The sequence below is a fragment of the Paraburkholderia sp. CNPSo 3272 genome (assembly GCF_024206495.1).
Classification (GTDB): Bacteria; Pseudomonadota; Gammaproteobacteria; order Burkholderiales; family Burkholderiaceae; genus Paraburkholderia.
The window spans coordinates 194,062-207,871 of record NZ_JAMBPQ010000004.1; the positions used below are offsets into that span (position 1 = coordinate 194,062).

Genomic DNA, 13,810 nt, shown 5'->3' on the forward strand with positions numbered 1-13,810 from the left:
TTGCGTTCGGGTTCGTGGGAGTGGCTGAAACCGCCGTTGCCGCGGAGCGCTTTGCCAAACACGCATTTTGGCGGGTGCGAGAAGAACAATTCGGAAGCATCTTCTTCAGGCAGCACACTCGCAAGCCGGCGCACCCAGGGTGTCGCGCGCGTCGATCTCCGGAAACGGGAGGGCGCACCGATACGGCAGCCGGCTTCAGACCAAACCCTAGCGGAGAATTGAAACATGGCAGTTACCATGCGCCAGATGCTGGAAGCCGGTGTCCACTTCGGTCACCAAACGCGCTTCTGGAACCCGAAGATGGCCCCCTTCATCTTCGGTCATCGCAACAAGATTCACATCATCAACCTCGAAAAGACGCTGCCGATGTACAACGACGCGCTGAAGTACGTGCGTCAACTGGCAGCGAACCGCGGCACGATCCTGTTCGTCGGCACGAAGCGTCAATCGCGCGACACGATCGCCCAGGAAGCACAACGCGCTGGCATGCCGTTCGTGAACGCGCGCTGGCTCGGCGGCATGCTGACCAACTTCAAGACGCTGAAGGTTTCGATCAAGCGCCTGAAGGACATGGAAGCAGCCGTGGAAGCGGGCGAGCTCGAGAAGATGAGCAAGAAGGAAGCGCTCCTGTTCGAACGCGAAATCGCCAAGCTGCAAAAGTCGATCGGCGGCGTGAAGGACATGGGCGGCATTCCGGACGCGATCTTCGTGGTCGACGTCGGCTACCACAAGATTGCCGTGACGGAAGCGAACAAGCTGGGCATCCCCGTGATCGCCGTGGTCGATACGAACCACTCGCCGGAAGGCATCGATTACGTGATTCCGGGCAACGACGACGCGAGCAAGGCCGTTGCGCTCTACACGCAAGGCGTGGCTGACGCGATCCTCGAAGGCCGTGCGAATGCGGTCAACGAAGTGGTTGCAGCGGCGCGCGGCAACGACGGCGACGACGAGTTCGTCGAGGTCAATTCGGAGGCGTAAGCTGCCCCGTGTCCGGCAAGAAAAGGGGGCTTTCCATAGGCCCCTTTTTTTTAAGCCGCGACTTTCGTTGCCGCGTCATATGAGCGGCACCGTAGCCCTGTAGAAGCAGCTGTAAAAAAGCGTTTCACCGCAGGCTCAGACGGAAACGAATTTCTGCCGGCCGCGTCGAAAGGCGGGCGGCGTGTACCAGACAGACTCAAGGAGCGAATGATGGCGGCAATTACCGCAAGCATGGTGGCAGAACTGCGCGCGAAGACCGATGCGCCGATGATGGAATGCAAGAAGGCGCTGACGGAAGCTGACGGCGACCTCGCGCGTGCCGAAGAACTGCTGCGCGTGAAGCTCGGCAACAAGGCCAGCAAGGCCGCTTCGCGCGTCACGGCTGAAGGCGTGATCTCGTCGTTCATCGGTAGCGGCGCTGGCGCGATCGTCGAACTGAACTGCGAAACCGACTTCGTCTCGAAGAACGATGACTTCATCGGCTTCTCGAAGAAGATCGCCGAACTCGTCGCCACGCAAAACCCGGCTGACGTCGCCGCTCTGTCGGCGCTGGCGCTGGACGGCTCGACGGTCGACGCGGTGCGCCTCGCACTGGTCGGCAAGATCGGCGAAAACCTCTCGATCCGCCGTTTCGCGCGTTTCGAAACCGCCAACCAGCTGGCTGCGTACCTGCACGGCACGCGCATCGGCGTGCTGGTCGAGTACACGGGTGCCGACGAGCAAGTGGGCAAGGACGTTGCGATGCACATCGCCGCGATGAAGCCGGTCTCGCTGTCCTCGGACGACGTGCCTGCCGAGCTGATCGCCAAGGAGCGCAGCATCGCCGAGCAGAAGGCCGCCGAATCGGGCAAGCCGGCTGAGATCGTCGCGAAGATGGTCGAAGGCTCGGTCCAGAAGTACCTGAAGGAAGTCTCGCTGCTGAACCAGCCGTTCGTTAAGAACGACAAGCAGACGATCGAGCAGATGCTCAAGGCTGCTGGCACGACGGTGCAGAAGTTCGCCCTCTTCGTGGTGGGCGAAGGCATCGAGAAGCGCCAGGACGACTTCGCTGCCGAAGTGGCCGCGCAAGTCGCTGCTGCAAAGCAGCAATAAAGGCCGGCCTGCCGCCTCGGCGCTCCCGGCGCGGCAGGCGGCAACCGCAGTTGTTGCAGCATCGCAGTCAGTACCGCAGTTTGCTGAGTTGTAAGCCGTGGCGGAGCAATCCGCCGTGGCGGGCAGCGTAGCGGCGACGCGCATGGTAGTCCCCCGCCGTGCGCGGCGTCGGAAATCTTCGCTATTTCTGGCGGCGCTTGCCCGAAGCCGTATTTCACCCCTACAGTTTCAAGTTATTGCCCTTTGCGCGCGATTCTGGATACCTCCATGCCCACACCCGCCTATAAACGCGTCCTGCTCAAACTTTCCGGCGAAGCCCTGATGGGCGATGATGCCTTCGGCATCAATCGCGCCACGATCGAACGTATGGTGGCAGACGTGGCCGAGGTGGTGCGTCTGGGCACCCAGCTCGCAGTCGTGATCGGCGGCGGAAATATTTTCCGCGGTGTCGCGGGCGGCGCGGCCGGTATGGACCGCGCAACGGCCGACTATATGGGCATGCTGGCCACGATGATGAACGCGCTCGCGCTGCAGGACGCCATGCGTCACGCGGGCATCGAGGCGCGCGTGCAGTCGGCGCTGCGCATGGACCAGGTCGTCGAGCCGTACATCCGCCCCCGCGCGATTCGCCAGCTCGAAGAAGGCAAGGTCGTGATCTTCGCCGCCGGCACGGGCAACCCGTTCTTCACCACCGATACGGCTGCTGCGCTGCGCGGCTCGGAAGTCGGCGCCGAAGTCGTGCTGAAGGCCACCAAGGTCGACGGCGTCTACTCGGCCGACCCGAAGAAGGACCCGACCGCCACGCGCTACTCGACGATCAGCTTCGATGAGGCAATTGGCCGCAACCTGCAGGTGATGGACGCCACCGCGTTTGCGCTGTGCCGCGACCAGAAGCTGCCGATCCGGGTTTTTTCCATCGTCAAGCCGGGTGCGCTCAAGCGCATCGTTCTGGGCGAAGACGAAGGTACGCTCGTCCACGTGTAAACTCTCGTTTCACGAGAGGTTCGAACAAGGGCCGCGCCGCCCATCAGCGCGCCGGCGGGCCCGTTCCGTTATGAAGGTTCGGAGGTATCAAAATGGCTGTGGCTGACATCAAGAAGGGCGCCGAGCAGAAAATGCAGCGCTCGATCGAAGCGTTCAAGAGCGATCTGGCGAAAATCCGCACGGGCCGCGCCCATACCGGCTTGCTCGACCACATCCAGGTCGACTACTACGGCTCGCCCGTGCCCATCTCGCAGGTCGCGAACCTCACGCTCGTCGACGCACGCACGATCGGCGTGCAGGCGTGGGAAAAGAAGATGGTGCCGGTGATCGAAAAGGCGATCCGCGAGTCGGATCTCGGCCTGAACCCGGCCACGCACGGCGACCTGATCCGCGTGCCGATGCCCGCGTTGACGGAAGAGCGCCGCAAGGAGCTCACGAAGGTCGTCAAGAACGAAGGTGAAACGGCGAAGATCGCCGTGCGCAACCTGCGTCGCGACGCCAACGAGCAGCTCAAGAAGCTCGTGAAGGACAAGGAAATTTCAGAAGACGACGAGCGCCGTGGCGGCGAAGAAGTGCAGAAGCTGACCGACCGCTTCGTGACCGAAATCGAAAAGCTCGTCCAGACGAAGGAAGCCGAGATCATGACGGTCTGAGGCCTCAGGCCTCCAGATTCGCCAGATTCCAGGCGGTTTCCCTTTCTTATCGCAGTTACAGTCCGACGGCCATGACCTATACCAGCTCAACCGTTCGCGTGCCCGACGTGGCGGCCGTGCCGCGCCACATCGCGATCATCATGGACGGCAATGGCCGTTGGGCAACCCAGCGGCGCCTGCCGCGCGTCGCGGGCCACACGCGCGGCGTCGACGCCGTGCGTTCGGTCGTCGAGTCGTGCGTGCAGCGCGGCGTCGAATACGTCACGCTCTTCGCCTTCAGCTCCGAGAACTGGCGCCGCCCGACCGACGAAGTGTCGTTCCTCATGCGCCTTTTCGTCACCGCGCTCGAGCGCGAGGTGGCGCGCCTGCACGCAAACGGCATCCGTCTGCGCGTAGTCGGCGACCTGTCGATGTTCAACGAGCGCATCCAGGATCTGATTCGCCGCGCGGAAACCAAAACCGCGCGCAACACCCGTCTCACTCTCACGATCGCCGCGAACTACGGCGGCCGCTGGGATATCCTGCAGGCCACGCGCAAGCTGGTCGAGGAGGCCGCGGCCACGGGCCAGCCGATTCCTGTCACCGAAGACACGCTGTCCCAGCATCTGGCCATGGCCTACGCGCCCGAACCGGACCTCTTCATCCGCACGGGCGGCGAGCAGCGCGTGAGCAACTTCCTGCTCTGGCAGCTCGCGTACGCCGAGTTCTATTTCACCGACACGTTCTGGCCGGATTTCGACGCCGAAGCGCTGAGCCGCGCCATTGCGTCGTATGCCGAGCGCGAGCGCCGCTTCGGCCGCACGAGCGCGCAGGTCGTCGCCCAGAACGCCGATTCGCTTTCATGCTGAAGACCCGCGTCATCACGGCGCTCGTCCTGCTGGCAGTATTCCTGCCGATCACGCTGTTCGCGCCCGTGGCGGCGTTCGGCGCGTTGATCGGCGTCGTGGTCGTGTTCGCCGCGTGGGAGTGGGCGCGCCTCCTGAAGGCGGGCGCGACCGGCTCGATCGTCTACGCTGTGATCGCGGCGGCCGCGGTGGCGCTCAGTACGCGCCTGCCGGCGCCCCGGCCGCTGTTTCAGGCGGCGGGCGTGTTCTGGATCATCGCCGGGCCTTACGTGCTGCTGCGCAAGCCGGTCCTCGCTGCGGGCGCCTGGCGCGCCTTCCTGCTGGCCGCCGGGCTCGTCGTTTTCGCGGCCTGCTGGCACGCCCTCGTCGCCGCGCGCACGGCTGGCGTGGCGTTCGTTTTGTCCCTGTTGCTCGTGGTCTGGCTGGCCGATATCGGCGCATACTTTGCAGGTAAGGCATTCGGAAAGCATAAGCTTGCGCCGGCGATCAGCCCCGGCAAGACCTGGGAGGGCGCCGTGGGCGGCTGGGCCGCCGTGATGGTGGTGTCCGGCGCGGCGATTGCGCTGCACGCGTTCGAACCCACGCTGTATTCCGCGCTCGCCGCCCAGATCGGGCTCGGCCGTGCGCTTTTCGTACTTACCGTGCTGGTCGCGTTCAGCGTGATCGGCGATCTGTTCGAGTCGATGCTGAAGCGCCAGGCCGGCGTGAAGGATTCGAGTGGGCTTCTGCCGGGTCACGGCGGAGTCCTCGACCGCATCGACGCACTGCTGCCCGTGCTGCCGCTTGCCATGCTGCTGCTCGGCTAAAGGCGCCTGGCCAGGACGTCAGGTTAGAGATTTGAATATGCAAAAACGACTCACACTGCTCGGTTCCACGGGCTCGATTGGAGACAGCACGCTCGACGTCGTCGCGCGTCATCCGCAACGCTTTTCGGTCTATGCGCTCACCGCGCATCGCAACGGCGAGAAGCTGGTCGAACAATGCCTGCGCTTCGCCCCCGAAGTGGCCGTGGTCGGCGACGCCGACACCGCCGCGCAGGTCGAGCGCAAGCTACGCGCGGCCGGCTCGAAGACCGTCGTGACCTACGGGCCGCAGGCGCTCGTCGAAGTCTCGAAGAGCGACGGCTGCGACACGGTGGTCGCGGCCATTGTCGGCGCGGCGGGTCTCGGCCCCACGCTCGCAGCGGCGAAGGCCGGCAAACAGATCCTGCTCGCCAACAAGGAAGCGCTCGTGATGTCGGGCGATATCTTCATCGACGCCGTGTGCGACAGCGGCGCCGTGCTGCTGCCGCTCGACAGCGAGCACAACGCCGTGTTCCAGTGCTTCCCGCGCGAAAGCGCCGAGCGCGACGGCGTCACGAAGATCATCCTGACCGCCTCGGGCGGCCCGTTCCGCACCCGCGAGCCCTCGACGCTCGTGAACGTGACGCCCGACGAGGCCTGCAAGCACCCGAACTGGTCGATGGGTCGCAAGATCTCCGTCGATTCGGCCACGATGATGAACAAGGGCCTCGAAGTGATCGAGGCGCACTACCTGTTCGACCTGCCGGGCGAGCGCATCGACGTGCTGATCCACCCGCAGAGCGTGATCCACTCGATGGTTTCGTACGCCGACGGTTCGGTGCTCGCGCAACTAGGCAACCCCGACATGCGCACGCCGATCGCGCACGCGCTGGCGTATCCGGACCGTGTCGATTCCGGCGTCGCGCAGCTGGATCTCGCCCAAATCGCGACGCTCACGTTCGAAAAGCCCGACTACGCGCGCTTCCCGTGTCTCGCACTCGCGATGCAGGCATTGGCGGCAGGCGGCGTGGCGAGCGCGGCGCTCAACGCGGCGAACGAAGTGGCAGTAGAAGCATTTTTGAACCGGCGCATCGGCTTCATGGCCATCGCCCAGACGGTGGATGCCGTACTGAACGCGCTCGAGAACCGCAACGCGTCGAGTCTCGAAGTCGTGCTCGAAGCCGACGCGGCGGCTCGCCGCGCGGCTCACACCATCATCGACAGCCTGCCGGTGCCGGCCTGACAGGTCAGCGAGGGGCTTGCGGAAGGGCCCATGCGGCCCCTCAGGCATGCGAGCCTGACCTCGGGGCCGCTCCCGCACCGGTGCGCTGCTTCCAGCCCAGGAGGCGCTCATGAACCTGCTTACCGAACTGGTCGCATTCGTCGTGGCGATCGGCGTGCTGGTCGTCGTGCACGAATACGGGCACTACAGCGTCGCGCGCCTGTGCGGCGTGAAGGTCCTGCGTTTCTCGATCGGCTTTGGCCGGCCGCTCGTGCAGTGGGTCAGCAAAAAGAGCGGCACCGAGTGGACCATCGCGGCGCTGCCCCTCGGCGGCTACGTGAAGATGCTCGACGAGCGCGAGTCGCCCGACCAGATCCCCGCAAGCGATTTGCCGCACGCGTTCAACCGTCAGTCGGTCGGCAAGCGCATTGCCATCGTCGCTGCGGGGCCGATCGCCAATTTCGTGCTGGCCGTGGCGCTCTTTTCGGTGGTGTACGCGAGCGGGGTGACCGAGCAGAAGGCCATTGTCGCGGCGCCGCCCGCGCAATCGGCGGCGGCTCGGGCCGGCTTCCAGGGCGGCGAAACGATTCTTTCGGTGAGCGATGCAAACGGCAGCCGCACCGAGCCTGTGCGTTCGTGGTCTGACCTGCGCTGGAAGCTGCTCGCCACGGCGTTCGACCAGGGCCATGTCGTCCTCGCCGCCCGCGATGGCGAGGGCACCTACGATTTCCCGCTCGATCTCTCGCAACTGACCGGCAAGGATCTCGACGACGACTTCATGGCGAAGCTCGGTCTCGAGGCGGGCGGCAACACGCTCAGGGTGGCGGCCGTGGAGGCGGGTAGTGCGGCGCAACATGCCGGGCTGCAGGCGGGCGATCAACTACGTGCCGTCGATGGTCGGGCCGTGGACAGCGCAAGCACTTTCATCGCCTGGGTGAAGGCGCATGCGGGCAAGCCCGTGCGGCTCACGGTCGCGCGCGGCGAGGCTGGCCAGAACCCGCAGCAGACGCTCACGCTTACGGTGACGCCGACACTGCAGCGCGACGCGCAGACAGGCGAGGAAGTCGGTCGAATCGGCGCGGCGCTCTCCGCGCAGGCGCCTTCCGTGGACGTGCGCTACGGGCCGCTAGAGAGCGTGCGGCTCGGTGCGTATCGCACTTGGGACATCGCCATGTATTCGCTGCGAATGTTCGGCCGCATGATCACGGGCGAAGCATCGCTGAAGAATCTGTCGGGCCCGGTGACGATTGCCGACTATGCCGGCAAGAGCGCGAGACTCGGTCCTTCGGCGTTCCTGTCGTTCCTCGCGCTCGTGAGCATCAGCCTCGGCGTATTGAATCTGCTCCCAATTCCGGTATTGGACGGGGGGCATCTGTTATATTATGCGGTTGAAGCCGTAACGGGCAAAGCCGTCTCGGACCGCTGGCAGCTCGTACTGCAGCGCGCGGGACTTGCCTGCATCGTCGCACTGTCGGCGATCGCGTTGTTCAACGATCTGGCTCGGTTAATCCATTTTTAAAGATGTCTGGCGGCGTCCGTGGGCGGGCCGCCTGACCTGATGCAGCTATACATAATTGGGGAAGCACGTTGTTTAGACCTCATCGCTTGGTTCCAAAAACGGTTGCGGCCGCGGCGATCGCCGCACATGGACTCGTTGCCCACGCAGCAACGACGCCTTTCGTGGTTCAGGACATCCGCATCGAAGGGCTGCAACGCGTCGAGCCGGGCACGGTGTTCGCCTACCTGCCGATCAAGCAGGGCGACACGTTCACCGACGACAAGGCGTCCGAGGCCATCCGCGCACTGTATGCGACGGGCTTCTTCAACGACGTGAAGATCGCCACCGAAGGCGGCGTAGTGGTGGTGCAGGTGCAGGAGCGCCCGGCCATCGGCACGATCGACTTCGCGGGCATCAAGGAATTCGACAAGGACAACCTCACGAAGGCGCTGCGTGCGGTCGGCCTCTCGCAAGGCCGCTACTACGACAAGGCGCTCGTCGACAAGGCCGAGCAGGAGCTCAAGCGCCAGTACCTCACGCGCGGCTTTTACGCCGCCGAGGTCACGACCACGGTCACGCCGATCGACCGCAATCGCGTCGGCCTGCTGTTTTCGGTGGTGGAAGGTCCGAGCGCGAAGATCCGTCAGATCAACTTCATCGGCAACAAGACGTACAGCAGCGGCACGCTCCTCTCGGAGATGCAGCTGTCCACGCCGAACTGGTTCTCGTGGTACACGAAGAACGACCTCTACTCGAAGGAAAAGCTCACGGGCGACCTCGAGAACGTGCGCTCGTACTACCTGAACCACGGCTACCTCGAGTTCAACATCGACTCGACGCAGGTCTCGATCTCGCCCGACAAGAAGGACATGTACCTCACCATCGGCATTCACGAAGGCGAGCCGTACAAGGTGTCGGGCATCCAGCTGTCGGGCAACCTGCTCGACCGCGAGGCCGAGCTCAAGAAGCTCATCAAGATCAAGCCGGGCGATACTTTCTCGGCCGAGAAGCTGCAGGCCACGACCAAGGCCATCGTCGACAAGCTCGGCGAGTACGGTTATGCGTTCGCGACCGTCAACGCGCTGCCGCAGATCGATCAGGCGAACCACACGGTCAACCTCACGCTGCAGGTCGATCCTAGTCGCCGCGTGTACGTGCGCCGCATCAACGTGGTGGGCAACACGCGCACGCGCGACGAAGTGGTGCGCCGCGAAATGCGCCAGCTCGAAAGCTCGTGGTTCGATTCGAACCGCCTCGCGCTCTCGAAGGACCGTATCAACCGTCTGGGCTACTTCACCGACGTCGACGTGACCACGGTGCCCGTGGAAGGTACGGCCGACCAGGTGGACGTAAACGTGAAGGTCGCCGAAAAGCCGACCGGCGCGATCACGCTGGGTGCGGGCTTCTCGTCCACGGACAAGGTGGTGCTGTCGGCGGGCGTGTCGCAGGACAACGTGTTCGGTTCGGGCACCTCGCTCTCGCTGAACGTGAACACCGCGAAGACGTACCGCACGCTGGCCCTCACGCAGGTGGACCCGTACTTCACGGTGGACGGCATCAAGCGCATTACCGACGTCTACTACCGCACGTACCAGCCGCTGTACTACTCGACCGATTCGAGCTTCCGCATCATCACGATGGGCGGCGACCTCAAGTTCGGCATCCCGTTCTCCGAAGTCGACACGGTCTATTTCGGCGCGGGCTTCGAGCAGGACACGCTCGACATCGACTCGAACACGCCGCAGAGCTACATCGACTACGTGAACCAGTTTGGCCGCGTGTCGAACAACGTGCCGCTCACGGTGGGCTGGTCGCGCGACGCGCGTGACAGCGCGCTCGTGCCGAGCAAGGGCTACTTCACGCAGGCGAACGCCGAGTACGGCACGCCGGTTGGCGGTACGCAGTACTACAAGGCCGACATTCAGGCGCAGTACTACTACTCGTTCGCGCGCGGCTTCGTGCTTGGGCTGAACTTCCAGGGCGGCTACGGTAACGGCCTCGGCGGCAAGCCGTACCCGATCTTCAAGAACTACTACGCCGGCGGTATCGGTTCGGTGCGTGGCTACGAGCCGAGCTCGCTGGGTCCGCGCGACGCCAAGACGAACGACCCGATCGGCGGTTCGAAGATGATCGTCGGCAACGTCGAGCTGACCTTCCCGCTGCCCGGTACGGGCTACGACCGCACGCTGCGCGTCTTCACGTTCGTCGATGGTGGTAACGTCTGGGGCACGGAAGGCGACAGCATTGGCGCGAACGGTCTGCGTTACAGCTACGGTTTCGGCCTCGCGTGGATTTCGCCGATCGGCCCGCTCAAGCTGAGCCTTGGCTTCCCGCTCGTCAAGCATACGGGCGACCAGTACCAGAAGTTCCAGTTCCAGATCGGAACGGCATTCTGACGTATGTTTTGCCCGGCGTTCGTTGCGCGCGCAGCGCACTTCGCCGGAATCCAGGAAACGAGAGGATGACTTTGCTAACGGGTATGTTTTCCAGACGGACGATCGGGGCGATCACCGTGTCGCTGGCGCTCCTCGGTTGTGGCATGGGCGTGGCGCAGGCGCAGGAAGCAAGGATCGCGGCGGTGAACTCCGATCGCATCCTGCGCGAATCCGTTCCGGCGAAGGCCGCGCAGACCAAGCTCGAAGCCGAGTTCGCCAAGCGCGACAAGGATCTGCAGGACATGGCGCAGCGCCTGAAGTCGATGTCCGATTCGCTCGACAAGAACGGCCCGTCGATGTCGCCGAGCGATCGCGCGTCGAAGCAGCGCGACCTTTCCGCGCTCGACAGCGACTTCCAGCGCAAGCAGCGCGAGTTCCGCGAAGACCTGAACCAGCGCCGCAACGAGGAACTGGCGGCGGTGCTCGACCGGGCCAACAAGGTGATCAAGCAGATCGCCGAGCAGCAGCATTACGATCTGATCGTGCAGGAAGCCGTGTACGTGAGCCCGCGCATCGACATCACCGACCAGGTGCTGAAGGCGCTCGCAGCGAATAGCGCGGGCAGTAGCAGCAGCAACTAAGGCAACGAAAAGCAACTAAGGCAGGAGCAGCACGCGCATGGCATTTACGCTTGAGGACATCGTCGGACGGTTCGGCGGCGAGGTGGTGGGCGATGCGACGCAACGCGTCAGTTCGCTGGCGCCGCTCGACCAGGCCGGTCCGCAACAGCTCGCGTTCCTCGCCAATCCGAAGTATCTCGCACAGGTCGAGACGACCCGCGCGGGCGCGGTGCTGATCAGCGCCGGCGACCTCGAGAAGCTCGCATCGCGCGAAGGACGCAACTTCATCGTCACACCGAATCCGTATGCTTACTTCGCGCGTGTCGCGCAGGCGTATATCGACCTCGCCGCGCCGAAGGCGCAGCCGGGCATCCACGCCAGCGCCCACGTCGACGCGAAGGCGCAGGTTGCCGCGAGCGCGGTGATCGGCCCGAACGTCACGGTCGAAGCGGGCGCCGTGATCGGGGAAAACGTACGGCTCGACGCGAACGTCTTCATCGGCCGCGGCACCGAGGTGGGCGAGGGCTCGCATCTGTATCCGGGCGTCACCGTCTACCACAGCTGCAAACTCGGCCCGCGCGCCATCGTGCATGCCGGCGCCGTGATCGGTTCGGACGGCTTCGGTTTCGCCCCCGATTTCACCGGCGAGGGCGACGCGCGCACGGGTAGCTGGGTCAAGATTCCGCAGGTGGGCGGCGTGGCCATCGGGCCGGACGTCGAGATCGGCGCGAACACCACGATCGACCGCGGCGCGATGGCCGATACGATCATCGAAGAATGCGTGAAGATCGATAACCTCGTGCAGATCGGCCATAACTGCAGGATCGGCGCGTACACGGTCATCGCGGGTTGCGCCGGCATTGCGGGCAGCACGACGATCGGGCGCCATTGCATGATTGGCGGCGCGGTCGGCATCGCGGGGCACGTCACGCTGGGCGACTACGTGATCGTCACGGCGAAGTCGGGTGTCTCGAAATCGTTGCCGAAGGCCGGCGTCTACACGAGCGCTTTCCCGGCGGTCGATCACGCCGACTGGAACAAGAGCGCCGCGCTGTTGCGTAACATCGACAAGCTGCGCGACCGTATCAAGGCGCTCGAGGCGGCGGTAGCCCAGAAGCCGCAGGGCGAATAAGAAAGCAGTATCGAGGTAGCGGGCGGCGTGTCGCGGGAGCGGCGCGCCGCTTTGCGTCGCGGACGAGCAAAGCTGCCCGCTTGGGGGTTTCCTCAGGGGAGCCTTCCGCCCCGGGCTGCCCGGCGGGCTTCCCGCCCGGGGCTGCTCGCCCGGGGCTTCCCGCCCGGGGCAATACGCATGCACGGGAGCCCGGGCGTGGCGCATACTTCGCGTCAGCGCGGCGTGTTTGGTCCGGCGCCTCGAATATCGAAATCGAAAGTCACACGCGCAATTCCTGCGTGAGCAGAACCACCATGAACATCGAAAAACTCAACTTCGACATCCACAAGATTCTCACGCTGCTGCCGCACCGCTATCCGTTCCTGATGGTGGACCGGGTCATCGAGCTTGAGCCGCACAAGAGCATCAAGGCGTTGAAGAACGTGACGGTCAACGAGCCCTTTTTTACGGGACATTTCCCGCAGCGTCCGGTCATGCCCGGCGTGATGATTCTCGAGGCGCTGGCGCAAACCGCCGCGCTGCTCACGTTCTCGGAGGAAGAGCAGGACTTCGAGAATACGCTGTACTACTTCGTGGGCATCGACGGCGCGCGCTTCAAGCGCGTTGTCGAGCCGGGCGACCAGCTCATTCTCAACGTGACGTTCGAGCGCTACATGCGCGGCATCTGGAAGTTCAAGGCGGTGGCCGAAGTGGAAGGCTCCGTGGCCTGCGAGGCGGAACTCATGTGTACCGTCAAGAAAATGGACGCGGCGCAATAAGAAGCGCCGCCGCATGCCGCAGCGCGCCTTGACCTCGAGGCGCCGGCGCACGGAAACAGAATCGGAGAGCGAGGACGAATGAGCAGGATCCATCCCACTGCGGTCGTCGAGTCGGGCGCGCAGATCGACGAATCGGTCGAAATCGGACCGTTCGCGGTCATCGGTGCAAACGTCACCATCGGTGCGCGCACGAAGGTCGGTTCGCATAGCGTGCTGGAAGGCCACACGACGATTGGCGAAGACAACACGATCGGCCACTACGCGTCGATCGGCGGCCGTCCGCAGGACATGAAGTACAAGGGCGAGCCCACGAAGCTCGTGATCGGCAGCCGCAACACCATCCGCGAGTTCACGACGCTGCATACGGGCACGGTGCAGGACACCGGCGTCACGATCATCGGCGACGACAACTGGATCATGGCTTACGTGCACGTGGGCCACGACTGCCGTCTGGGCAACAACGTCATCATGTCGAGCAACGCGCAGCTCGCGGGCCACGTGTTCGTCGAGGACCACGCGATCGTCGGCGGCATGACCGGCGTGCATCAGTTCGTGCGCATCGGCGCGCATTCGATGGTCGGCGGCGCCTCGGCGCTCGTGCAGGACGTGCCGCCGTTCGTGATCGCCGCCGGCAACAAGGCGGTGCCGCACGGCATCAACGTCGAAGGCCTGCGCCGTCGCGGCTTTTCGGCTGACGCGATTTCCGTGCTGCGCTCGGCGTATCGCACGCTCTACAAGAACGGGCTCTCGCTCGAAGAGGCGAAGGTGCAGCTCGCCGACCTCGCGCAGGCGGGCGGCGACGGCGACGTGCACGTGAAGGCGCTGCTCGACTTCGTCGAGCAGTCGCAACGCGGCATCATTCGCTGAT

The 13,810-nt window shown here is 64.4% G+C and carries 13 protein-coding genes; all 13 read left to right on the top strand.

Features of this window, described 5'->3' with window-relative positions; translation table 11 throughout:
• Positions 1-225 precede the first annotated feature (225 nt).
• Positions 226-981 carry a 30S ribosomal protein S2 gene (gene rpsB / locus M3I53_RS07120; protein ID WP_254315250.1) on the top strand — a complete coding sequence of 252 codons (756 nt, stop codon included), beginning with the start codon at positions 226-228 and terminating at the stop codon, positions 979-981.
• A 210-nt stretch (positions 982-1,191) separates the two neighbouring features.
• Positions 1,192-2,073, top strand: a complete 882-nt coding sequence (gene tsf / locus M3I53_RS07125) for a translation elongation factor Ts (RefSeq protein WP_254315396.1) — start codon at positions 1,192-1,194, stop codon at positions 2,071-2,073.
• 267 nt (positions 2,074-2,340) lie between these two features.
• Positions 2,341-3,057 carry a UMP kinase gene (pyrH, locus tag M3I53_RS07130; protein ID WP_028204061.1) on the top strand — a complete coding sequence of 239 codons (717 nt, stop codon included), beginning with the start codon at positions 2,341-2,343 and terminating at the stop codon, positions 3,055-3,057.
• Between the two features lie 92 nt (positions 3,058-3,149).
• Positions 3,150-3,710, top strand: a complete 561-nt coding sequence (frr, locus tag M3I53_RS07135; protein WP_254315251.1) for a ribosome recycling factor — start codon at positions 3,150-3,152, stop codon at positions 3,708-3,710.
• A 71-nt stretch (positions 3,711-3,781) separates the two neighbouring features.
• On the top strand, positions 3,782-4,558 hold the full coding sequence (locus tag M3I53_RS07140; protein ID WP_254315252.1) for an isoprenyl transferase: 777 nt from the start codon (positions 3,782-3,784) through the stop codon (positions 4,556-4,558).
• The gene (locus M3I53_RS07145; protein ID WP_254315253.1) at positions 4,552-5,361 is read left to right on the top strand and encodes a phosphatidate cytidylyltransferase; all 810 of its coding nucleotides are present in this window, start codon (positions 4,552-4,554) and stop codon (positions 5,359-5,361) included. Before M3I53_RS07140 ends, M3I53_RS07145 begins: the two co-directional genes overlap by 7 nt.
• Before the next feature lie 37 nt (positions 5,362-5,398).
• Positions 5,399-6,580 carry a 1-deoxy-D-xylulose-5-phosphate reductoisomerase gene (locus M3I53_RS07150; protein WP_254315254.1) on the top strand — a complete coding sequence of 394 codons (1,182 nt, stop codon included), beginning with the start codon at positions 5,399-5,401 and terminating at the stop codon, positions 6,578-6,580.
• A 109-nt stretch (positions 6,581-6,689) separates the two neighbouring features.
• On the top strand, positions 6,690-8,078 hold the full coding sequence (gene rseP, locus M3I53_RS07155) for an RIP metalloprotease RseP (protein ID WP_254315255.1): 1,389 nt from the start codon (positions 6,690-6,692) through the stop codon (positions 8,076-8,078).
• A gap of 68 nt (positions 8,079-8,146) precedes the next feature.
• Positions 8,147-10,453, top strand: coding sequence for an outer membrane protein assembly factor BamA (bamA, locus tag M3I53_RS07160; protein WP_254315256.1), 2,307 nt, complete (start codon positions 8,147-8,149; stop codon positions 10,451-10,453).
• 71 nt (positions 10,454-10,524) lie between these two features.
• A complete protein-coding gene (locus tag M3I53_RS07165) occupies positions 10,525-11,073 on the top strand; it encodes an OmpH family outer membrane protein (RefSeq protein WP_254315397.1) in 549 nt (182 codons plus the stop codon).
• A gap of 37 nt (positions 11,074-11,110) precedes the next feature.
• Positions 11,111-12,184 (top strand): UDP-3-O-(3-hydroxymyristoyl)glucosamine N-acyltransferase, encoded by a 1,074-nt coding sequence (lpxD, locus tag M3I53_RS07170; protein WP_254315257.1) that lies wholly within the window; start codon positions 11,111-11,113, stop codon positions 12,182-12,184.
• A 293-nt stretch (positions 12,185-12,477) separates the two neighbouring features.
• The gene (fabZ, locus tag M3I53_RS07175) at positions 12,478-12,942 is read left to right on the top strand and encodes a 3-hydroxyacyl-ACP dehydratase FabZ (RefSeq protein WP_028204052.1); all 465 of its coding nucleotides are present in this window, start codon (positions 12,478-12,480) and stop codon (positions 12,940-12,942) included.
• Positions 12,943-13,020: 78 nt separating this feature from the next.
• The gene (gene lpxA, locus M3I53_RS07180; RefSeq protein WP_254315258.1) at positions 13,021-13,809 is read left to right on the top strand and encodes an acyl-ACP--UDP-N-acetylglucosamine O-acyltransferase; all 789 of its coding nucleotides are present in this window, start codon (positions 13,021-13,023) and stop codon (positions 13,807-13,809) included.
• Position 13,810: the final 1 nt, after the last annotated feature.